Raw genomic sequence first — 21,616 nt, 5'->3', positions numbered from 1 at the left:
TGGACAGGCCGGCGATGGCCTGCCCGGTTCTAACAACTATTACTCGTCGCCAGCCGGTTGCGCGTCGTCCTGCTGAACGTCGCTCGCATCGGCGTCGGAATCGACCTCGGCATCGGTCGGATCAAAGCCTTCCAGCTCTTCATCCTCGTCGCCGCCAGACGGCTCCTGGACGCGTTCCAGGCCGACCAGGGTTTCGTCCTTGGCCAGCTTGATCAGGGTCACGCCCTGGGTGTTACGGCTGGAGCTGGAGACTTCATCCACGCGGGTACGCACCAGGGTGCCCTGGTCGGAAATCAGCATGATTTCCTCGCCGTCCTGCACCTGTACGGCGCCGACCAGCTTGCCGTTGCGCTCGTTGGTGACCATGGCGATCACGCCTTGGCCGCCACGACCGCGACGCGGGTAGTCTTCCAGCGGGGTGCGCTTGCCGTAGCCACGCTCGGAGGCGGAGAGGATCTGCGCACCCGATTCCGGGATCAGCATGGAGATCAGGCTCTGACCTTCCGGCAGACGCATGCCGCGTACGCCACGGGCGGTACGGCCCATGGTGCGAACGTGTTTTTCCTTGAAGCGGATGACCTTGCCACCGTCGGAGAAGAGCATGACTTCCTTGGCGCCGTCGGTGATGGACGCGGCGATCAGGGTGTCGCCTTCTTCCAGCTTCAGGGCGATCAGGCCGTTCGAACGCGGTTTGCTGAACTGCACTAGCGGGGTCTTCTTCACGGTACCGAAGGCGGTGGCCATGAAGATGTAGGCGCCAGTGGGCTCGTCCTGCTCGTCGTCGAGGTCGGCGCCTTCATCGTCGCCGGCTTCGGCTTCGACGATTTCGCCTTCGATCACCACGCCTTCGTTCTCTTCCAGGTCCTCGTCGGCGCCTGCGCTCTGCTGCAGGGCTTCCAGATCGATCTGGAGCATCGCGGTGATGCGCTCGCCCTCATCCAGCGGCAGCAGGTTGACCAGCGGACGGCCACGCGCGGTGCGCGAGGCTTCCGGGATTTCGAAGGTGCGCAGCCAGTAGACCTTGCCCTTGCTGGAGAACAGCAGGAGCGTGGCGTGGCTGTTGGCGACCAGCAGGTGCTCGATGTAATCCTCGTCCTTCACCCCAGTGGCCGACTTGCCCTTGCCGCCACGACGCTGTGCCTGGTAGGCAGCCAGTGGCTGGGACTTGGCGTAGCCGCCGTGGGAGATGGTGACGACGCGCTCTTCTTCGGTGATCAGGTCGGCGATGGTCAGGTCCACCTGGGACGCGACGATCTCGGTGCGGCGGGCGTCGCCGAACTCGGCCTTCACCTTTTCCAGCTCCTCGCGGATGACTTCCATCAGGCGCTCGGGGTTGGTGAGGATGCGGATCAGCTCACCGATCAGGGTGAGGATTTCCTGGTACTCGGCCAGCAGCTTCTCGTGCTCCAGGCCGGTCAGGCGGTGCAGGCGCAGTTCCAGGATGGCCTGGGCCTGTTCCGGGGACAGGTAGTACTTGCCTTCGCGCAGGCCGTACTGCGGGTCCAGGTCTTCCGGACGGCAGGAATCGGCGCCGGCGCGCTCGACCATGGCTTCCACGGCGCTGGATTCCCAGGCGGTGGCGATCAGGCGTTCCTTGGCCTCGGCCGGAGTCGGCGAGGCTTTGATCAGCTCGATCACCGGGTCGATGTTCGACAGGGCGACGGCCTGGCCTTCGAGGATGTGGCCACGCTCACGGGCCTTGCGCAGCTCGTAGACGGTACGGCGGGTGACCACTTCGCGGCGGTGACGAATGAACACTTCGAGCATGTCCTTCAGGTTCAGCGTGCGCGGCTGGCCATCGACCAGGGCCACGACGTTGATACCGAAGACGCTCTGCATCTGGGTCTGGGAATAGAGGTTGTTCAGCACCACCTCGCCCACTTCGCCACGACGCAGCTCGATCACGACGCGCATGCCGTCCTTGTCGGACTCGTCACGCAGTTCGGTGATGCCTTCGATCTTCTTCTCTTTCACCAGCTCGGCGATCTTCTCGATCAGACGCGCCTTGTTCAGCTGGTAGGGCAGCTCAGTGACGATGATCTGCTGGCGACCACCGCCCTTTTCCATGTCTTCGATTTCGGCACGGGCGCGTATATAGATGCGACCACGACCGGTACGGTACGCCTCGATGATGCCGGCGCGACCGTTGATGATGCCCGCAGTCGGGAAGTCCGGACCGGGGATGTACTGCATCAGTTCGTCGACCGTGAGGTCGCCGTTGTCCATCAGCGCCAGGCAGCCGTCGATGACTTCACTGAGGTTGTGCGGCGGGATGTTGGTGGCCATGCCCACGGCAATACCGCTGGAACCGTTGACCAGCAGGTTGGGGATCTTGGTCGGCATGACCGCGGGAATCTGTTCGGTGCCGTCGTAGTTGGGCACCCAGTCCACGGTTTCCTTGTCCAGGTCGGCCAGCAGCTCGTGGGCCAGCTTGGACATGCGCACTTCGGTGTATCGCATGGCTGCGGCATTGTCGCCGTCCACCGAACCGAAGTTGCCCTGGCCGTCCACCAGCATGTAACGCAGCGAGAAAGGCTGGGCCATACGGACGATGGTGTCGTAGACCGCGGTATCACCGTGCGGGTGGTACTTACCGATCACGTCACCCACCACACGGGCGGACTTCTTGTAGGGTTTGTTCCAGTCGTTGCCCAGCTCGCTCATCGCGTAGAGAACGCGACGGTGCACTGGCTTCAGGCCGTCGCGCGCATCCGGCAAGGCGCGCCCGACGATCACGCTCATCGCGTAGTCGAGGTAGGACTGTTTCAGCTCGTCTTCGATATTGACCGGGAGGATTTCTTTGGCCAGTTCGCCCATGAGAAGCCTGGTTCCTTTTTCTGATGAAACTCCGCCCCTCTCGTCCTGAGCGGCGCGAAGCTCGTCACTGCGGCCAATGCTGCAGCGACTCACGACAAATCAACGAGTTAAGCCAAGGATCTGTGCAATTGGGCCGCCTCAACAGAGGGGCGGCAATAACTGCCGGAGCTTACCACAGTCACTGCCTTGCACCTACCCCGCCGGGCGGCCCACCAGCAGGGTGAAAATGCCGCACCAGCGCTATTAATGGAGGCGCTTGCGGCACATCAATTGCGCCATCTTGGCGGCGTCGGGACGCTCGACCACACCCTTCTCGGTCACGATGGCATCGATGAGGTCAGCCGGAGTCACATCGAACACCGGGTTGACCGCATGGACCTCGGCTGCAACACGACGGCCGCCCAGGTCCAGCAGCTCGGAACCATCGCGCTCTTCGATCGGGATGTCGTCCCCGCTTTCCAGGGACATGTCGATGGTGGAGCTGGGCGCTACCACCATGAAGCGCACGCCGTGGTGCATGGCGTTGACCGCCAACTGATAGGTGCCGATCTTGTTGGCCACATCACCATTGGCGGTGATGCGGTCGGCCCCGACGATCACCCAGGTGATCCCTGCGGTCTTCATCAGGTGGGCGGCAGCGGCATCGGCGTTCAGGCTCACCGGCACACCTTCATTGGCCAGTTCCCAGGCGGTCAGGCGCGCGCCTTGCAGCCAGGGACGGGTTTCGTCGGCATATACGCGCTCCACCAGGCCATCCAGATGGGCAGCACGGATCACCCCGAGGGCGGTGCCGAAACCACCGGTGGCCAGGGCGCCGGTGTTGCAGTGGGTCAGCAGCGCCTGCGGACTGCCCTGGTGCTTGCGAATCAGCTCCATGCCGAGCTGGGCCATGGTCAGGTTGGCTTCGCGATCACTCAGGTGGATGGAAACGGCCTCGGCCTCCAGCGCCTGCAGCGGGGTTTCGCCATCCCGCACGCGATCCAGACGCTCGCGCATGCGATTCAGCGCCCAGAACAGATTGACCGCCGTCGGGCGCGATTCGGACAGCACCTTGAAGTCCGCTTCCAGAGCCGCGCGCCAGTCGCCGCCGGCCGCAATACGTGCCCGGGCGCCCAATACCACACCGTAGGCGGCACTGATGCCGATAGCGGGCGCACCGCGCACCACCATCTGGCGAATGGCCTGAGCCACGCCCTCGGCGGAATCGTAGGACAGCCAGACTTCCTCGGCAGGCAGCGCGCGCTGGTCGAGCAAATGAAGTACGCCGTCACGCCAGTCGATCGCCTTGACCTTCTCGGCTGCTAACAGTTGTTCACGCATCGACCACCTCGCCACCCGTAACTCGCGGAAAAACCGCAGATTATAGCGAGCCGGAGGTCTTCTGGCTCGGGTATACTGCCGCCACTTCGATTTGCGCCTAGGATGCGCTTCCATGCCCAGTGCCAACGCCCCGCTCGACCTGCTCCTGCTCCCATCCTGGATCGTCCCGGTAGAACCCGCCGGCGTGGTGCTGCGGGATCACGCGCTAGGCATCCGCGACGGTCGCATCGCCCTGCTCGCCCCTCGGGACGTGGCACTGCGCGCCGAGGCTCGCGAGCGTCGTGAACTGCCGGGCATGTTGTTGGCCCCCGGCCTGATCAACGCTCACGGCCACGCAGCAATGACCCTGTTCCGCGGACTGGCCGACGATCTGCCGCTGATGACCTGGCTACAGGAACACATCTGGCCTGCCGAGGCCAAGTGGGTCGATGAGACTTTCGTCCGCGACGGCACCGAATTGGCGGTAGCCGAGCAGATCAAGGGCGGCATCAGCTGCTTCTCCGACATGTATTTCTTCCCGGCTCAGTCCAGCGCTGTCATCCATACCGCTGGCATCAAGGCGCAGCTGGCGATTCCGGTCCTGGACTTCCCGATTCCCGGGGCCGCCGACTCCGCCGAGGCCATTCGCCGCGGCATCGAGCTGTTCAGCGACCTCAAGCACCACCCGCGCATCAAGGTCGCCTTTGGCCCTCACGCCCCCTACAGCGTCAGCGATGACAAGCTGGAGAGCATCCGCGTGCTGGCAGAGGAACTGGACGCCGGCATTCATATGCACGTCCAGGAAACCGCCTTCGAGGTCCAGCAGAGCCTGGAACAGCGTGGCGAGCGCCCCATGGCCCGCCTCTCGCGACTCGGCCTGCTGGGACCGCGCTTCCAGGCCGTGCACATGACCCAGGTGGACGATGCCGACCTGGCCATGCTGGTGGAGAGCAACAGCAACGTGATCCACTGCCCCGAATCCAACCTCAAGCTGGCCAGCGGCTTCTGCCCGGTCGAACGCCTGTGGCAGGCCGGCGTGAACGTTGCCGTCGGCACCGATGGCGCAGCCAGCAACAATGACCTGGACCTGCTCGGCGAAACCCGCACGGCCGCGCTGCTGGCCAAGGCGGTCGCCGGTTCGGCCAGCGCCCTGGATGCCCATCGCGCGCTGCGCATGGCCACCCTGAACGGCGCCCGGGCCCTTGGGATCGACCAGGACACCGGCTCCCTGGAAGTGGGCAAGGCCGCCGATCTGGTGGCCTTCGATCTTTCCGGACTGGCCCAGCAACCGGTCTACGACCCGGTTTCCCAACTTATCTATGCCACCGGGCGCGATTCGGTGCGGCACCTCTGGGTCGACGGCAGGCAACTGCTGGACGACGGCCGCCTGACGCGCCTGGACGAAGAGCGCCTGGGCGCGACTGCCCGCGCCTGGGGCGAACGCATCGCCGGCCGCTGAATTCTGTTTCGAGGACATCCCATGACCAACGTCGATCACGTCGAAATCGCCAAGTTCGAGGCCCTCGCCCACCGCTGGTGGGACCGCGAGAGCGAGTTCAAACCCCTGCACGACATCAACCCCCTGCGGGTCAATTGGATTGACGAACGCGTCAAGCTGGCCGGCAAGAAAGTGCTGGACGTCGGCTGCGGCGGCGGCATCCTCAGTGAATCCATGGCCCAACGCGGCGCCACTGTGACCGGCATCGACATGGGCGAAGCACCTTTGGCGGTCGCTCAGCTGCACCAGTTGGAATCCGGTGTACCGGTGGAATACCGCCGCATCACTGCCGAAGCACTGGCCGCCGAGATGCCCGGCGAGTTCGACGTTGTCACCTGCATGGAAATGCTCGAGCACGTGCCGGACCCGGCATCGGTGATCCGCGCTTGCTACACCCTGGTCAAGCCGGGCGGCCAAGTGTTCTTCTCCACCATCAACCGCAATCCCAAGGCCTACCTCTTCGCCATCGTCGGCGCCGAGTACGTCATGCGCCTCCTGCCGCGCGGCACCCACGATTTCAAGAAATTCATCCGCCCCTCCGAGCTCGGTGCCTGGAGCCGCGTCGCCGGTCTTTCGGTGAAGGACATCATCGGCCTGACCTACAACCCGCTGACCAAGCACTACAGGCTGGAAGCAGACGTCGACGTCAACTACATGATCCAGACCCTGCGCGAGGAATGACCGGCATGCGCCTTCAAGCGGTACTTTTCGATATGGACGGCACCCTGCTCGACTCGGCGCCGGACTTCATTGCCATCTGCCAGGCCATGCTCACCGAACGTGGCCTGCCGCCCCGGGACGAAAAGGCGATTCGCGACGTGATCTCCGGTGGCGCCCGCGCCATGGTGGCCTGCGCCTTCCAGATGGCCCCGGAAGCGCCGGAGTTCGAGCCCCTGCGCCTGGAATTCCTGGAGCGCTACCAGCAGCATTGCGCCGTGCTCACCCGCCCGTTCGATGGCATCGACGAACTTCTGGCGGACATCGAACAGGCCAAGCTGATCTGGGGCGTGGTGACCAACAAGCCGGTGCGATTCGCCGAACCCATCATGGAGCAACTCGGCCTGGCCGGGCGCTCCGCCGTGCTGATCTGCCCCGACCACGTGAAGAACAGCAAGCCGGACCCGGAAATGCTGCTGCTCGCCTGCAGCAAGCTGAATCTGGACCCGGCCAGCGTGCTCTTCGTTGGCGACGACCTGCGCGACATCGAATCGGGCCGCGCCGCCGGCACCCGCACCGCCGCGGTCAGCTATGGCTACATCCACCCGAACGACAACCCCGCGCACTGGGGTGCCGACGTCGTGGTCCACCATCCGCTCGAACTGCGCGCTGTGCTTGACCGCGCGCTGTGCAGCTGCTGAAACCGGCAGCGCCCCGAAGGAGAGATTCACATGTTCCAGTATTCCGCCCGCCCTGATCTGCTCAAGGACCGGGTCATCCTGATCACCGGTGCCGGTCGTGGCATCGGCGCCGCCGCCGCCAAGACCTTCGCCGCCCACGGTGCCACCGTGCTCCTGCTGGGCAAGACCGAAGCCAGTCTGAACGCGGTGTACGACGAAATCGAAGGTGCCGGCCACCCGCAACCCGCCGTGATCCCCTTCAACCTGGAAACCGCCCAGCCGCACCAATACGACGAGCTGGCGGCGACCCTGGAAACGGAATTCGGCCGCATCGATGGCATTCTCCACAACGCCTCGATCCTCGGCCCGCGCACGCCCATCGAGCAGCTCTCGGGCGACAACTTCATGCGCGTCATGCAGGTCAACGTCAACGCCGTGTTCATGCTGACCAGCACCCTGCTGCCGCTGCTGAAACTGTCCAAGGACGCCTCGGTGGTCTTCACCTCCAGCAGCGTTGGCCGCAAGGGACGCGCTTACTGGGGCGCGTATGCGGTGTCCAAATTCGCCACCGAGGGCCTGATGCAGGTCTTGGCTGATGAAGTGGACGGCATTGCCAGCGTACGCTCCAACAGCGTCAACCCCGGCGCAACCCGGACCGACATGCGCGCCCAGGCCTATCCCGGCGAAAATCCTGACAACAATCCGGAACCCGCCGAAATCATGCCTGTCTACCTCTATCTCATGGGGCCAGATAGCGCTGGTGTTAACGGCCAGGCTTTCGACGCGCAATGACTTCCCTCCGCGGCGGTCATTCGACCGCCGCAGCCTCCGCCAGATTACCGGCGGCTCCTCCCTGTGACCGGCATCACATTGCCATGATTTCGCCAGTAAGCCGGCAACGGCTTGCCGCACGACATGGTCACAAACAGCTAAACACCTGAAATTAAAGCAATTTTTATTGCCAAAAAGCTCCTGGCACGAAAATAGCTCTACCCCTGGTGTCGTCGCATAGTGCGTCAGAGGTTCAACTCAATGGTTCCTCCCTCCCAGTCCAACACCATCGATTTCGATGCCGCCAAGCTGCAGCGCCTCGGCTTCTCCGGCAAGCGCCAGCCCAAGCTGCGGCCACTCAGCCTGGCCGAACTGCGCCGCCAGCTGAGCCTGCAATTGCAGACCAGCCTGGAGGTGGAACGCATCGTCAGCCTGTTCTTCAGCGAAGTGCAGCGCCTGGTCCCTCTCGACGCCCTGGCCTACCAGCATCAGAGCAGCGATCTGCGCCTGGAATTCGGCAGTCGCTCCAGCCACTCCGCGGGCTATCGCCTGACCCACGAAGGCGAATACCTGGGCGAGTTGATCTTCCGCCGCAACCTGCGCTTCGACGAACACGAACTCAATCAGCTCGAATCCCTGCTATCCACCCTGCTCTTCCCGCTGCGCAATGCGCTGCTCTATCGGGCCGCAGTCCAGAGTGCCCTGCGCGATCCGCTGACCGATACCGGCAATCGCATCGCCATGGAGCAGACCCTGCAACGCGAAGTGGACCTGGCCCGTCGCAACCTGCTGCCGCTGTCGGTACTGATGCTGGACATCGACCACTTCAAGCGCATCAACGACGAACACGGACACGGCACCGGCGACGAAGTGCTGAAAGCGGTGGCCAACACGCTCAAATCGCGCCTGCGCAACGTCGACATGGTGTTCCGCTTCGGTGGCGAGGAATTCCTTGTATTGCTCTCTGGCACCTGCCGCGACGCAGCCGCCATGGTGGGCGAACGCCTGCGCATGGGCATCCTCGAACTGCAATGCCTGGTTCAAGGTCACGCGCTGGACCTGTCCATCAGCCTGGGTTGCGCCACCCTGCTGCCGGCGGAATCGGTGGATAGCCTGCTGCGTCGTGCGGACAATGCCCTGTATGTGGCCAAGCGCGAAGGTCGCAACCGGCTGTCCATGGCAGGGTAAGCGCTGCCCCAGTCAATTGGGGAGCGATTCAATCGCGAATGAATTCGCTCCCACAGAGCAAAAAAGAAGGGGCTCATCTGAGCCCCTTCTTTTTTTGCCTTCGATCAGCGCTTGCGACCAAATCCTGGACGCTGGCCATCGCCACCTGCGGGCCCACTGCGTTTGTGCTGCGGACGCTGAGGTTTGCGGGTCGGACGGTCGGCCAGCTCAACGGCCGGACGCTCGCCCTGGGGCTTGGCCGGACGCTTCTTGTTCACATCACGCGGACGGTCGGCCACGGGAGTGCCACGGGGAGCACGAGCCGGACGCTCATCACCGTCGCGACGGGGACCACGGGCAGGACGCTCACCACCCTCGCTACGCGGGCCACGGGCAGGACGCTCATCACCTTCGCGACGTGGACCACGAGCAGGACGCTCACCACCCTCGCTGCGCGGACCACGAGCCGGACGCTCATCACCCTCGCGACGCGGGCCACGAGCCGGACGTTCATCACCCTCGCGACGTGGACCACGAGCAGGACGCTCGCCACCCTCGCTGCGCGGACCACGCGCCGGACGCTCGCCACCGTCACTGCGCGGACCACGCGCCGGACGCTCATCACCTTCACGGCGCGGACCACGGGCCGGGCGTTCGTCGTCATCACGACGCGGCGCACGAGCACCAACCGGCTTGGCCGACTTGCGCTGCAGGCGATCCAGTTTTTCGCGGAACTTGCCTTTCATCGATGGCAGGGCCACCGGCGTGAGGCCGACTTCGGTGCTGAGGATATCCACTTCGTTCTGGCTCATTTCGCGCCAGCGACCCATGGTCAGGTCGGACGTGATGAACACCGGACCGAAACGCACTCGCTTCAGGCGGCTGACCACCAGGCCCTGGGACTCCCAGAGACGACGCACTTCGCGGTTACGGCCTTCCATCACCACGCAGTGATACCAGTGGTTGAGACCTTCGCCGCCGGGGGCTTCCTTGATATCGGTGAACTTGGCCGGGCCGTCGTCGAGCATCACGCCCTTTTTCAGGTTCTCCAGCATTTCCTCGGTGACTTCGCCACGCACGCGCACCGCATATTCGCGGTCCATCTCATAGGAGGGGTGCATCAGGCGGTTGGCCAGTTCACCGTCGGTGGTGAACAGCAGCAGGCCGGTGGTGTTGATGTCCAGGCGACCGATGTTGATCCAGCGGCCGGCCTTGAGGCGCGGCAGGCGCTCGAACACGGTAGCACGGCCTTCTGGGTCATCGCGGGTGCAGACTTCGCCTTCGGGCTTGTTGTAAATCAGCACGCGGCGGACGCTTTCGGCTTCTTCTTCGCGCTTGAGCAGGCGGCCATCGACGCTGATGGCGTCATGGCTGTCGACGCGCTGGCCAAGGGTAGCGATGTCGCCGTTGACCTTGACCCGACCTTCAGTGATCCACGCCTCGATATCGCGGCGCGAGGCCAGACCCATGCGGGCCAGGACCTTCTGCAGTTTTTCCCCTGCGGGGCTGAATTCGACTTCACTCATCTGGGCACCTCCCGGTGTATCAGTAAAAAGGCCGCGCATCATACGCGGCCGGTGGCACTCAGGCTAGTTGAGCAAACTCTCGACGTCAGCCCGTCCGCTGACCGGTGGCGTCAATGCAGGGTTTCGTCCGGCAGCGACTCGTCGTCCGCTTCGGTGGCGGAGTCCGCGTCGTCGGCTTCGGCGAGCAACAGATCATCGAAGTCGGTCTTCAAGCCCTCTTCCATGATGTCCAGCTCCGCCAACAGGGAGCGGAAACTGGTTTCTTCGCGCGGCTCGCTTGGCTGCTCGGCGTCAGCGCGGGCCTGCAGGCCATCGGGTACCGGCGCGTCGCCGTCCTCCAGAGCCAATACCGGCTCGGGCTCCAGCTCGCGCAAGGCGGCCAGCGGCGGAAGTTCTTCAAGGCTTTTCAGGTTGAAGTGGTCGAGGAAAGCGCGGGTTGTGGCGAACATCGCCGGCTTGCCGGGTACGTCGCGATAACCCACCACGCGAATCCACTCGCGCTCCAGCAGCGTCTTGACGATCTGGCTGTTGACCGCAACGCCGCGGATGTCCTCGATCTCGCCCCGGGTGATGGGTTGCCGGTAGGCCACCAGGGCGAGGGTCTCCAGCATGGCGCGCGAGTAGCGCTGCGGGCGCTCCTCCCAGAGCCGGCCGACCCAGGGTGAAAATCGCTCGCGCACCTGCAGGCGGTAGCCGGAAGCCACCTCACGCAGCTCGAACGCACGCCCTTCGCAGCTCTTGGCGAGAATCGCCAGGGCGGAACGGATCACCGACAACTCGGGACGTTCGGCCTCTTCGAAGAGTTCAGCCAGGCGTTCCAGCGACAGGGGCTTGCCGGAGGCCAGGAGAAAGGCTTCCAGCAGCGAAGCGAGATCGTTGGGGTCGCTGAGATTCATCTACTCGGCCCTGGCGCGCACATGGATGGGGGCGAAGGGTTCATTCTGCACGAGTTCCACCAGCTGTTCCTTGATCAGTTCCAGCACAGCCATGAAGGTGACCACGACTCCGAGACGGCCCTCCTCCATTGTGAACAGGGCGACGAAGGGCACGAAGGCGCCCCCCTTGAGCCTCTCCAGCACTTCGCTCATGCGCTCCCGGGTGGACAGTGCTTCGCGAGTGACCTGGTGGCTTTCGAACATGTCGGCGCGGCGCAGCACTTCGGCCATGGACAACAGCAGCTCTTCCAGAGCGACGTCCGGCAACAGCTTGCGCGCCCGCGCTTCCGGCGCATCGATACGCGGCACGGTGACGTCACGCCCCACCCGCGGCAACTGGTCGATACCTTCGGCCGCCGCCTTGAAGCGTTCGTATTCCTGAAGTCGGCGGATCAGTTCGGCACGCGGATCGTCTTCCTCTTCTTCCGCTTCGTTCGAGCGCGGCAGCAGCATGCGCGACTTGATCTCGGCCAGCATGGCGGCCATCACCAGGTATTCGGCGGCCAGCTCCAGACGCACCGACTTCATCAGCTCGACATAAGCCATGTACTGGTGGGTGATGGCTGCCACCGGGATATCGAGGATGTTGATGTTCTGCTTGCGGATCAGGTACAGCAGCAGGTCGAGAGGGCCCTCGAAGGCTTCGAGGAAGACTTCCAGCGCATCCGGCGGGATATAGAGGTCCTGCGGTAGCTCGGTGACCGCCTGGCCATAGACGAGGGCGAAGGGTAGTTCCTGCTGGGCGCCGGCCTGGCTGTCCTGCCCCTCGGATGGCGGCGTGTTTTGCATGGTGTCCTCGTGCCGCGCGGCCGGGTTGGTACTGCTGCCTGGTGGAAATATCCACCGATAAATGCACCGGTCGGCGGAAAACGGGCACGTTAGCACCATGTGCCAGACTAAAAAAGTACGACGCAGCACTCCTGGTCGGGACTGGAGCTAACGCTCACGGAGGTTCAGATGAAACTCTTTAGCCTGATGTTCACTGCCGTACTCATGCTTCTTTGCCTCACGCTGGTGCCGGTGACGTCGTCATACGCCAGCATGATCGGCACCGATGAAGCCGTCTCGGCCCAGCAACCGCCGAATGATCGCGCCAAGATCGATGCGTTCCTGAGCAAGTCCGAAGTACAGGAGCAGATGCGCACCATGGGCGTGGATGCTGCCACGGCGCGTGCCAGGGTTCAGGCCATGACACCTGCGGAAGCCGCGCAGCTGGCGCAGAAGCTGGATGCGGTGCCGGCCGGTGGCGCAATCAGCACCACCGACTTCATCATCATCCTGCTGGTGATCATCCTGGTGGCGATCCTGCTTTGAGTAGCGCCGTCACTCCTCGTCGAGGAAGGGCTGTGGATCGCCGCAGCCCACGCGCACCACCTCAGGCTTGCCATCTGACAGGCTGATGACGGTGGAAGCGGCCATGCCGCCGTGGCCGCCGTCGATGATCAGGTCCACCTGGTGCTCTAGGACTTTCCGCATCTCGTAAGGATCACTCATCGGCAGGTCTTCCCCCGGCAGGATCAGGGTAGTGCTGATCAGGGGCGCCCCCAGTTGCTCGAGCAAAGCCAGCGTGATGGGGTGATCCGGCACCCGCAGACCGATGGTGCGCCGCTTCGGGTGCATCAGCATGCGCGGTACTTCCCGGGTGGCATTGAGGATGAAGGTGTAGGGACCGGGTGTGTGCGCCTTGATCAGGCGGAAAGCCGTGGTATCCACCTTGGCGAAGATGCCGATCTCCGAGAGATCGCGGCAGAGCAAGGTGAAGTTGTGTTTCTCGTCCAGCCGGCGCAGGCGGCGAATGCGCTCCACGGCGCCCTTGTCACCGATCAGGCATCCCAAGGCATAGGAAGAGTCGGTGGGATAGACGATTACCCCGCCCGCCTTGACGATTTCCACCGCCTGCCGAATCAGGCGCGGCTGTGGATTCTCCGGGTGTACCTGGAAAAATTGACTCACAACATCTCCCTGTTCAGAGGGCAGCAGTAGGGCTGTGGGCATGGCGGAAGCGCCCCCAAATCGGCGGCAGGTCATCCGGCAAGGGTCGGTACATGCCCAGCTCCGACCACTCGCAGGGTGCATGGAAGTCACTACCGGCACTGACCAGCATGCCGAATTCACGCGCGAGCACGGCCAGGCTTCCCACCTGGTCCGCCGGCTGCAGGCCATTCACGACTTCCAGTGCGTGACCGCCGGCCTGAATGAAATCCGCCACCAGCTTGCGTCGTTTCGCGCCGGTGAAGTTGTAGTGCCAGGGATGCGCCAGGCTGATCCAGGCACCGGCGGTGTTCAGGGTGCTCACCGCTTCAGCCAGGGTTGGCCAGTGTTGCTTCACATCACCCAACTTGCCTGCGCCCAGCCATTTGCGGAATGCCTCGGCGCGATCGCGCACATGCCCCGCGCGAACGAGGAACTCGGCGAAATGAGGGCGCGCCGGCGCATTGCCGCTGTCACCCAGCTCCTGCTGAACCGCCCGCGCGCCTTCCAGCGCTCCCGGCATGCCCTTGGCGGCGAGGCGGCGGGAAATTTCTTCGGCCCGAGCCCAACGCCCTTGATGCAGGTCGGCGATGGCCTCAAGCAAGGATGGTGCATCGGCGGCAAAGGCGTATCCCAGGACATGGATGGTGGCACCGCCCCAGGTACAGGACAGCTCGATACCGTTGATCAGCTGCATGTCCAGCGCCGCGGCCGCTTCGCGGGCCTCATCCAGCCCCTCCAGGGTGTCGTGGTCGGTCAGCGCCAGCAGCCGCACGCCCCGTTCATGGGCGCGAGCGACCAGGGCCGCTGGGGCCAGGGCACCGTCGGAGGCCGTACTGTGACAATGCAGGTCGATCTGCATGGGGTCTGCTTTCGCTAGGGGAATGGTTTGTTATTATGCCGCCACATCCCGCTTCTGGCTGCTGCCGTGAAACAATTCATCGACTTCATCCCGCTTGTCCTCTTCTTCATCGTCTACAAACTGGAACCGCGCGCCGTCGAACTGGCCGGGCATACCTATATGCTAGGCGGTATTTTCAGTGCCACAGCCGTTCTGATCATCAGCTCGGTAATCGTCTACGGCGCCATCTTCCTGCACCAGCGCCGCCTGGAAAAAGGCCAGTGGCTGACCCTCGCGGCCTGCCTGGTATTCGGTGGCATGACCCTGGCCTTCCACAGCGAAACATTCCTCAAATGGAAAGCGCCGGTCGTGAACTGGCTGTTCGCCCTGGCGTTCGCCGGCAGCCACTTCATCGGTGACAAGCCCTTGATCCAGCGCGTGATGGGCCATGCCCTCAGCCTGCCTCAGGCCATCTGGGTACGCCTGAACCTGGCCTGGATCGCGTTCTTCCTCATCTGCGGCTTCGCCAACCTCTTCGTGGCCTTCACCTTCCACGAGTTCTGGGTGGACTTCAAAGTCTTCGGCAGCCTCGGCATGACCGTGCTCTTCCTGGTTGGCCAAGGTGTCTACCTGGCCCGTCATATCCACGACGGCGAACCCGAAAAGCCTCAACAATAAGGATTGCCATGCTCTACGCCATTATCGCCACCGACGTCGCCAATTCTCTGGAAAACCGTCTCGCCGCCCGCCCTGCGCACCTCGCACGCCTGGAGCAACTGAAGGCCGAGGGCCGCATCGTGCTAGCCGGTCCGCATCCGGCAGTCGATAGCAACGACCCGGGCAGTGCCGGCTTCACTGGCAGCCTGATCGTCGCCGAGTTCGAATCCCTCGAGGCGGCCAAGGCCTGGGCCGATGCCGACCCGTATCGCGCAGCCGGCGTCTATGCCGATGTCGTGGTCAAACCCTTCAAACAGGTATTCCCGTAAGCCAGCGTTCTCTAATCAGCCCACGCCAGGAAAAAGGAGTTCCCATGCACGTCGGTCAATTGCCCCTGCTGTTAACCGCCGCGCTGCTCTGCAGCCTGGCCCAGGCTGAAGAACTCCAACCTGCATCACCGGAGGCGAAAAGTGTTCCGGTGGTGACGGAGGCACCCATCGCCGCCAATGACGGCCTCCTTGCCCAGGTCAATCAACTGCAGCGGCAATTGGCCGAAAGCGAACGTCTGCGCAGCGAGCTGACCACCCAGGTCGAAGCTGCCGGCAATGAGCGCGAGAACGCCCAACTCGCCCGCCTGCGCCAGGAAAACCAGCGCCTCAAGCTGCAACTCAAGGAAGCACAGGCCTCGCAGGCACCGCGCTTGCTGAGCGAACAGCAGACCTGGTTCGCGGTGGGCGGTGGCGTGGCCCTGCTCTCCCTGTGTACCGGCCTGATCGCCCGCGGTGGGCGTCGCCAGCGCCGTCAATGGATCAACTGACCCGCACCATGAGTGAATTGCTGCTTATCGATGACGATCAGGAACTCTGCGAGCTTCTGATCAGTTGGCTCAGCCAGGAGGGCTTCGCCGTGCGAGCCTGCCATGACGGCCAATCGGCCCGCGCTGCCCTGGCCGAGCACGCGCCCTCTGCAGTGGTGCTGGACGTGATGTTGCCGGATGGCAGCGGCCTGGAACTGCTCAAGCAGTTGCGCAGCGACCACCCGGATCTGCCGGTCCTCATGCTGTCTGCCCGCGGCGAACCGCTGGACCGCATCCTCGGACTGGAGCTGGGCGCCGACGATTACCTGGCCAAACCCTGCGACCCCCGCGAGCTCACCGCCCGCCTGCGCGCCGTGCTGCGGCGCAGCCAGCCGCCGCAGCCGTCCAGCCAGCTGGAATTGGGCGATCTCTGCTACAGCCCCGTGCGCGGCGTCGTCACCGTCGGCAATCACGAAGTGACCCTGACGCTCTCCGAAGGCCGCCTGCTCGAAGCCCTGCTGCGCCAACCTGGCGAACCGCTGGACAAACAGCAGCTGGCGCAACTGGCGCTCGGTCGCAAGCTGACGCTCTACGACCGCAGCCTGGACATGCACGTCAGCAACCTGCGCAAGAAGCTCGGCCCCCACGCTGACGGGCGTCCGCGCATCCTCGCGCTGCGCAGCCGCGGCTACTACTACAGCGCGTAGGCTGGCATCGTCTTTACCGAGGCTTTACGCAGGACTGACCGCGCTTGACCTTGCCATCCCTAGACTGGGCACATCCGGCAACCGGCCGGAATCGAGACTAGGAGAACCACCATGCGCAAGACCCTTATCGCCCTGCTGCTCGCCGCTACCCTGCCGACCCTGGCCATGGCCATGCCGGAAGGCGGCCCGCGCCACGAGCGCGGTTTTGGTGGCCACATGTACAAGGAACTGGATCTGACCCAGGAACAGCGCCATGAAATTGGCAAGCTGATGCGCGACCAGATGAAATCCCGACACGACATTACCCAGCGCTACCTGGACAAGCTGCCGGCCGCCGAGAAGAAGGCCATGCAGGACGAACTCAAGGCCGCCGAGACCAAGAACCGCGAAGCCATCCGCGCCCAGCTCAAGCCCGAGCAGCAGAAGACCTTCGACGACATCCAGAAGAAAATGGAAGAACGCCGCGCCGAACGCGCCGAGTTCGAAGCCTGGAAGGCCGAGAAGGACAAGAAGGCCCAGTAATCGCTTCGCGGCATCGGCCGCAAAAACCGACCACACGCCCATCAGGCCCACCGGCCTGATGGGTTTTGCCGTTCAGGAGCAACCCCGTGCGTTCACTCTTCTGGAGAATCCTGGCCACCCTCTGGCTGGCCCTGGCCCTGGTAGCCGGCCTGTCCATCCTGCTGGGTCGCGCCCTTAACCAGGATGCCTGGATCCTCAACCATCACCCCTCCCTGCAGGGGCTGGCCGAGCGTCTGGTGCAACGCTTCGAGGAACAGGGCCCGCAGGACACCCAGCGGTTCCTGGAACACTTCCGCCATCGCGCACGGATCGACATACAGATTCTCAACGACACCGGCCAACCCGTCGTAAAAGGCACGTTCCCCCGACGCGCCGCGGCCTTCGAGGCGCGCCATCAGAATCCGCGCCGACTGCCCTGGCGTCGCCTGACCGAGGAATTCACCAGCCCGGCCAGCGGCGAATCCTATCTGATCATCTACCGCATTCCCTACCCCGAACTGGATGCCTGGCACCGTGGCAGCCTGCTGTGGCCCTTCAGTGCGCTGGGCATCGCCCTGGTGGTGCTGACTCTGTTCAGCCTGGCCCTCACCCTGTCGATCACCCGGCCACTGGACCGTCTGCGCCGCGCCGTACACGACCTCGGCCAGACCGCTTACCAGCAGGACAGCCTGGCGCGCCTGGCGCGTCGGCGGGATGAATTGGGGGTTTTGGCCGGAGACTTCAACCGCATGGGACAGCGTCTGCAAGGCCTGATCGGCAGCCAGCGCCAGTTGCTGCGGGATGTATCCCACGAGCTGCGTTCGCCCCTGGCGCGCCTGCGCATCGCCCTGGCTCTGGCTGAGCGCGCCGAGCCCCAGCAACGGCAAGCCCTGTGGCCGCGCCTGGGTCAGGAATGCGACCGCCTCGAGGCGCTGATCAGCGAAATCCTCGCCCTGGCCCGCCTCGATGCGGAACCGGGCGCACGCCATCCGATCACGCTGCGGCCCTTGCTGGAAAAACTGAAGGAAGACGCCCGTCTGTTGGCACCAGAGCAGCAAGTCCGCATCGATTGCAGCGGCGTGCCACAACTCGAAGGCTGGCCCGACATGCTGGAACGCGCGTTGGATAACCTGCTGCGCAACGCCCTGCGCTTCAATCCGCAGGACCAGCCGGTGGAAGTGACGGTCAAGGAACAGGAAGCCGGCCTGGTGATCCAGATCCGCGACCACGGCCCCGGGGTCGCTGCCGAACACCTGGCGCAGCTGGGCGAACCCTTCTTCCGCGCGCCCAATCAGACCGGTGCCGGCCATGGCCTGGGGCTGGCCATCGCCCGCCGGGCAGTAGAGCGCCACGGCGGAAGCCTGCATCTGGGCAATCACCCCGAGGGCGGCTTCATCGCCACCCTGGAACTGCCTACTGCACTGAAAGCCTGATCAGCCCCAGCTCTGGACGAAGTCCGCCGGAGCCAGCTCCGGCGCAGCGCGGCGATCTCCCTCGACGCTGCCCAGATAGAGGAAACCCACCACCCGCTCGTTCTCGGCCAGCCCGAGGCCAGCGGCGACGGTGCGGTCGTACGCCATCTCACCGGTACGCCAGATGGCCCCCAGGCCAAGCGCATGGGCGGCCAGCACGATGCCGTGGGCAGCGCAGCCTGCGGACAGCAACTGCTCGACTTCCGGCACCTTGTGCCCGGCCTGCAGGGTAGCGATCACCACGACCATCAGCGGCGCCCGCGATGGCATGTTGCGCGCTTTGGTGGTGGCCGCTTCCGGCGCCTGGGCGTCCTTGGCAAGCACAGCGGATACGAACAACTCACCGAGCTTCTCGCGCCCCTCGCCCTCGATGGTCAGGAAGCGCCAGGGACGCAGATAGCCATGGTCCGGTGCACGCAGGGCCGCGCGGAACAGCACCTCGCGCTGGGCAGCGTCCGGCGCCGGCGCCTGCAGGCGAGCCAGGGATACGCGGTTGAGCAGAGCGTCGAGAGCCTCCATGGGCCACCTCCAGAAATCAGGAAGCCGGCATTCTAGCGGATAACGCGACTCAGTCTCGCAAGCGCCGTGCTTCAGTTATTCGGGTTTAGTCACGGGCGGGCCGCAACCGGTCTCACTTCCCTTTCTCGCGCCGGGTTTACAGGGCGCTGGGCGCGGTTAGAATTGCGCCTTTCGCCCATCAGCCAGAAAAAGAAACCATGGCCCTGCCGACTCTCCGCATCATCGGCTTCCTCATCGGCATTTTCCTGATCACCCTCGCCGTCAGCATGGCCATTCCGGTGTTGACGCTGGTGATCTATGACCGCACCGGCGATATCAACTCCTTCGTCTGGTCGAGCCTGATCACCTTCATCGCCGGCTTGGCACTGGTCATTCCCGGACGGCCGGAGCATGTCCATCTGCGCCCCCGCGACATGTATCTGCTGACCGTTTCGAGCTGGATCGTCGTCTGCGCATTCGCCGCCCTACCCTTCCTGCTCACCCAGCACATCAGCTTCACCGATGCCTGGTTCGAGAGCATGTCCGGGATCACCGCCACCGGCGCCACAGTGCTGAGCGGGCTGGACAACATGTCGCCCGGCATCCTGATCTGGCGCTCGCTATTGCACTGGCTCGGCGGTATCGGCTTCATCGGCATGGCGGTGGCGATCCTGCCGCTGCTGCGTATCGGTGGCATGCGCCTGTTCCAGACGGAGTCTTCCGACCGCTCGGAAAAGGTCCTGCCCCGCTCGCACATGGTGGCCAAGTACATCGTCGCAATCTACGTCGGTTTCACCCTGCTCGGCTCCCTGGCCTTCTGGGCTGCCGGCATGGGCATGTTCGATGCGATCAACCATGCCATGTCGGCAATTTCCACGGGCGGCTTCTCCACCTCGGACCAATCCCTGGCCAAGTGGCACCAACCTGCGGTGCATTGGGTGGCGGTGGTGGTAATGATCCTCGGTAGCTTGCCCTTCATGCTTTACGTGACGGTGTTTCGCGGTCATCGCCTGGCGCTGTTCAAGGATGAGCAGGTTCGCGGTTTCCTCGGCCTGCTGCTGATCATCTGGCTGGTGCTCGGCACCTGGTACTGGCTGACGACCAACCTCCACTGGCTGGACGCCCTGCGCCATGTGGCGGTGAATACGACGTCCGTGCTCACCACGACCGGTTTCGCCCTGGGCGACTACAGCCTGTGGGGCAATTTCTCGCTGATGTTGTTCTTCTACCTGGGCTTCGTCGGCGGCTGCTCCGGCTCCACCGCCGGCGGCATCAAGATCTTCCGTTTCCAGGTGGCCTATATCCTGCTCAAGGCCAACCTCAAGCAGCTGGTGCACCCGCGAGCCGTGATCAAGCAGAACTACAACGGCCACCGCCTGGACGATGAAATCGTCCGCTCGATCCTGACCTTCTCGTTCTTCTTCACCATCATTATCTGCGGCATCGCCCTGGGCCTGTCGCTGCTGGGGCTGGACTGGATCACCGCTCTCACCGGCGCCGCCGCCACCGTCTCCGGCGTCGGTCCCGGCCTGGGTGAGATCATCGGCCCGGCCGGTAACTTCTCCAGCCTGCCAGACAGCGCCAAATGGCTGCTGACCCTTGGCATGCTGCTGGGTCGCCTGGAGATCTTGACCGTACTGGTGCTGATGACGCCTTACTTCTGGCGGCACTGAGTGCGCTACGCGCACCGACCCCTTTAGCTCGGTCTGGACCGTAGGGTGCGCTGCGCGCACCGATTCGTGGATCGGTTTCGGCCCCCATCAAACCGCCGGTGCGCACGGCGCACCCTACCGGATCAGACCTCTTCCAATCGCGCCCGGTACTCACCGGGCGTGCTGTCGAACCAGCGCCGGAAAGCACGGAAGAAGTTGCTCGGATCGGCGAAGCCCAGCAGATAAGCAATCTCCAGCAAGGTCAGGTTCGCCTGCGCCAGGTACTGCTCAGCCAGTTCGCGGCGCGTGTCGTCCAGCAATTGCTGGAAGCTCACACCTTCCTCCTGCAAACGCCGTTGCAACGTGCGCTGCGAGAGGTGCATCAGGCTCGCAACCACCTCGCGCTTGGGCTCCCCCTGGGGCAGCAGGCGGCAAAGCACCTGACGCACCTGATGGGTCACGCGAGTACCGGAGAAGCGCGCCAGATAGTCGCCGGCGAAGCGATCGTGCAACTGGGCCAGGGATTCATTCGCAGTGGGTAACGGCGTATCCATGTCGGCACGGCTGAAGAGCAAGGCGCAGTGCTCGGCGTTGAAGCGCAACGGCGCCTGGAACACCTGGCGATAAGGCTCGAGATCCGCCGGTGCCGGCCCCTGGAAGCGAATCTCCAGCGGGTTGATCGGTCGCCCGGTCATCCAGCGGCAGAATGCCAGGCAATAAGCCATGGACGCTTCGGCGCTCTGCCGCGCTGGCGGCAACCGATCGCCATGAATAGAGAGTCGCAGCTCGTAGCCTTCAGGCGTACCGCTGAAACTGAGGTCGGCACCCTCGGCGATGATTCGCTGGTAGCGCACCAGCCGGGCGAATCCTTCCTTGAGCGTGCGACTGGACATCAGCGCATAACCCACCACATGGAAGGACGCCGGTCGCACCACCTTGGCCATGTTCAGGCCGATGGCCGGATTGCCGGACAGCTCGACCGCGCGCAACCACAGGCGTGTCATGCCGTCCTGGGGGAAGCGGGCGTCGGGATCGTTCAAGGCCTGGTAGTCGAGACCGAGTTCGGGAAACAGGTTGCGGCAGTCCACACCGCCCATTTCCAGGGCCTGGACTATCCCCAGGGCCCAGCTCGAAGAAGTCGTGCGTTCGCTCATGGCGCCTTCTTGTTCTG

General features: G+C 64.2%; 22 protein-coding genes. 13 read left to right on the top strand and 9 right to left on the bottom strand.

Going from position 1 to position 21,616, the window contains the following annotated elements; translation table 11 throughout:
• Positions 1 to 39: 39 nt before the first annotated feature.
• Together gyrA and mtnA are read right to left on the bottom strand one after the other, a co-directional pair.
• Complete coding sequence (gene gyrA, locus MnOB_RS03480) at positions 40 to 2,817, bottom strand: DNA gyrase subunit A (RefSeq protein ID WP_077522055.1); 2,778 nt, start codon at positions 2,815 to 2,817, stop codon at positions 40 to 42.
• Between the two features lie 243 nt (positions 2,818 to 3,060).
• Complete coding sequence (mtnA, locus tag MnOB_RS03475) at positions 3,061 to 4,137, bottom strand: S-methyl-5-thioribose-1-phosphate isomerase (protein ID WP_077522053.1); 1,077 nt, start codon at positions 4,135 to 4,137, stop codon at positions 3,061 to 3,063.
• A 112-nt stretch (positions 4,138 to 4,249) separates the two neighbouring features.
• Between mtnA and MnOB_RS03470 the strand changes: the two genes are divergently transcribed.
• The 5 genes from MnOB_RS03470 to MnOB_RS03450 all read left to right on the top strand — a co-directional run bounded on the left by MnOB_RS03470 (position 4,250) and on the right by MnOB_RS03450 (position 8,910).
• On the top strand, positions 4,250 to 5,575 hold the full coding sequence (locus MnOB_RS03470; RefSeq protein ID WP_077522051.1) for a TRZ/ATZ family hydrolase: 1,326 nt from the start codon (positions 4,250 to 4,252) through the stop codon (positions 5,573 to 5,575).
• A gap of 21 nt (positions 5,576 to 5,596) precedes the next feature.
• The gene (gene ubiG / locus MnOB_RS03465) at positions 5,597 to 6,295 is read left to right on the top strand and encodes a bifunctional 2-polyprenyl-6-hydroxyphenol methylase/3-demethylubiquinol 3-O-methyltransferase UbiG (protein WP_077522049.1); all 699 of its coding nucleotides are present in this window, start codon (positions 5,597 to 5,599) and stop codon (positions 6,293 to 6,295) included.
• Between the two features lie 5 nt (positions 6,296 to 6,300).
• Positions 6,301 to 6,972: an N-acetylmuramic acid 6-phosphate phosphatase MupP gene (gene mupP, locus MnOB_RS03460; protein WP_077522046.1), complete on the top strand. Its 672-nt coding sequence runs from the start codon at positions 6,301 to 6,303 to the stop codon at positions 6,970 to 6,972.
• A gap of 30 nt (positions 6,973 to 7,002) precedes the next feature.
• Positions 7,003 to 7,743, top strand: a complete 741-nt coding sequence (locus tag MnOB_RS03455; protein WP_077522044.1) for a YciK family oxidoreductase — start codon at positions 7,003 to 7,005, stop codon at positions 7,741 to 7,743.
• A gap of 240 nt (positions 7,744 to 7,983) precedes the next feature.
• On the top strand, positions 7,984 to 8,910 hold the full coding sequence (locus tag MnOB_RS03450) for a GGDEF domain-containing protein (RefSeq protein ID WP_077522042.1): 927 nt from the start codon (positions 7,984 to 7,986) through the stop codon (positions 8,908 to 8,910).
• Positions 8,911 to 9,014: 104 nt separating this feature from the next.
• Here the strand turns inward: MnOB_RS03450 and rluB are convergent, their stop codons facing one another.
• The 3 genes from rluB to MnOB_RS03435 all read right to left on the bottom strand — a co-directional run bounded on the left by rluB (position 9,015) and on the right by MnOB_RS03435 (position 12,139).
• Entirely contained in the window at positions 9,015 to 10,415 is a 1,401-nt protein-coding gene (gene rluB / locus MnOB_RS29755; protein WP_077522040.1) for a 23S rRNA pseudouridine(2605) synthase RluB, read from the bottom strand.
• A gap of 110 nt (positions 10,416 to 10,525) precedes the next feature.
• On the bottom strand, positions 10,526 to 11,311 hold the full coding sequence (scpB, locus tag MnOB_RS03440; RefSeq protein WP_077522038.1) for an SMC-Scp complex subunit ScpB: 786 nt from the start codon (positions 11,309 to 11,311) through the stop codon (positions 10,526 to 10,528).
• Positions 11,312 to 12,139: a segregation and condensation protein A gene (locus MnOB_RS03435; RefSeq protein ID WP_077522036.1), complete on the bottom strand. Its 828-nt coding sequence runs from the start codon at positions 12,137 to 12,139 to the stop codon at positions 11,312 to 11,314.
• A 168-nt stretch (positions 12,140 to 12,307) separates the two neighbouring features.
• Between MnOB_RS03435 and MnOB_RS03430 the strand changes: the two genes are divergently transcribed.
• Entirely contained in the window at positions 12,308 to 12,664 is a 357-nt protein-coding gene (locus tag MnOB_RS03430; protein ID WP_077522034.1) for a PA2779 family protein, read from the top strand.
• Between the two features lie 9 nt (positions 12,665 to 12,673).
• Here the strand turns inward: MnOB_RS03430 and MnOB_RS03425 are convergent, their stop codons facing one another.
• A complete protein-coding gene (locus MnOB_RS03425; RefSeq protein WP_107504022.1) occupies positions 12,674 to 13,303 on the bottom strand; it encodes an L-threonylcarbamoyladenylate synthase in 630 nt (209 codons plus the stop codon).
• A 13-nt stretch (positions 13,304 to 13,316) separates the two neighbouring features.
• The gene (locus MnOB_RS03420) at positions 13,317 to 14,183 is read right to left on the bottom strand and encodes a PHP domain-containing protein (protein WP_077522029.1); all 867 of its coding nucleotides are present in this window, start codon (positions 14,181 to 14,183) and stop codon (positions 13,317 to 13,319) included.
• 66 nt (positions 14,184 to 14,249) lie between these two features.
• Here MnOB_RS03420 and MnOB_RS03415 point away from each other — a divergent pair, with 66 nt between their 5' ends.
• The 6 genes from MnOB_RS03415 to MnOB_RS03390 all read left to right on the top strand — a co-directional run bounded on the left by MnOB_RS03415 (position 14,250) and on the right by MnOB_RS03390 (position 18,256).
• Positions 14,250 to 14,840 (top strand): septation protein A, encoded by a 591-nt coding sequence (locus MnOB_RS03415; protein WP_199824446.1) that lies wholly within the window; start codon positions 14,250 to 14,252, stop codon positions 14,838 to 14,840.
• 8 nt (positions 14,841 to 14,848) lie between these two features.
• Positions 14,849 to 15,148 carry a YciI family protein gene (locus tag MnOB_RS03410; RefSeq protein WP_077522025.1) on the top strand — a complete coding sequence of 100 codons (300 nt, stop codon included), beginning with the start codon at positions 14,849 to 14,851 and terminating at the stop codon, positions 15,146 to 15,148.
• Between the two features lie 44 nt (positions 15,149 to 15,192).
• The gene (locus MnOB_RS03405) at positions 15,193 to 15,636 is read left to right on the top strand and encodes an MreC domain-containing protein (RefSeq protein WP_077522023.1); all 444 of its coding nucleotides are present in this window, start codon (positions 15,193 to 15,195) and stop codon (positions 15,634 to 15,636) included.
• Between the two features lie 8 nt (positions 15,637 to 15,644).
• Positions 15,645 to 16,322 carry a response regulator transcription factor gene (locus MnOB_RS03400; protein WP_077522021.1) on the top strand — a complete coding sequence of 226 codons (678 nt, stop codon included), beginning with the start codon at positions 15,645 to 15,647 and terminating at the stop codon, positions 16,320 to 16,322.
• A gap of 111 nt (positions 16,323 to 16,433) precedes the next feature.
• A complete protein-coding gene (locus MnOB_RS03395; RefSeq protein ID WP_077522019.1) occupies positions 16,434 to 16,844 on the top strand; it encodes a Spy/CpxP family protein refolding chaperone in 411 nt (136 codons plus the stop codon).
• A gap of 86 nt (positions 16,845 to 16,930) precedes the next feature.
• Entirely contained in the window at positions 16,931 to 18,256 is a 1,326-nt protein-coding gene (locus MnOB_RS03390; protein WP_077522017.1) for a sensor histidine kinase, read from the top strand.
• Here MnOB_RS03390 and MnOB_RS03385 read toward each other — a convergent pair whose 3' ends face one another.
• Positions 18,257 to 18,814, bottom strand: coding sequence for a nitroreductase family protein (locus MnOB_RS03385; RefSeq protein WP_077522015.1), 558 nt, complete (start codon positions 18,812 to 18,814; stop codon positions 18,257 to 18,259).
• Positions 18,815 to 19,011: 197 nt separating this feature from the next.
• Between MnOB_RS03385 and MnOB_RS03380 the strand changes: the two genes are divergently transcribed.
• Entirely contained in the window at positions 19,012 to 20,466 is a 1,455-nt protein-coding gene (locus tag MnOB_RS03380; protein ID WP_077522013.1) for a TrkH family potassium uptake protein, read from the top strand.
• 122 nt (positions 20,467 to 20,588) lie between these two features.
• Here the strand turns inward: MnOB_RS03380 and MnOB_RS03375 are convergent, their stop codons facing one another.
• Positions 20,589 to 21,599: an AraC family transcriptional regulator gene (locus MnOB_RS03375; RefSeq protein ID WP_077522011.1), complete on the bottom strand. Its 1,011-nt coding sequence runs from the start codon at positions 21,597 to 21,599 to the stop codon at positions 20,589 to 20,591.
• Between the last annotated feature and the right edge of the window lie 17 nt (positions 21,600 to 21,616).

This window comes from Metapseudomonas resinovorans, from assembly GCF_002003485.1.
GTDB lineage: Bacteria > Pseudomonadota > Gammaproteobacteria > Pseudomonadales > Pseudomonadaceae > Metapseudomonas > Metapseudomonas resinovorans_D.
Note: the sequence above shows the minus strand (reverse complement) of the source record. Positions and strands in the feature narration are given on the sequence as shown.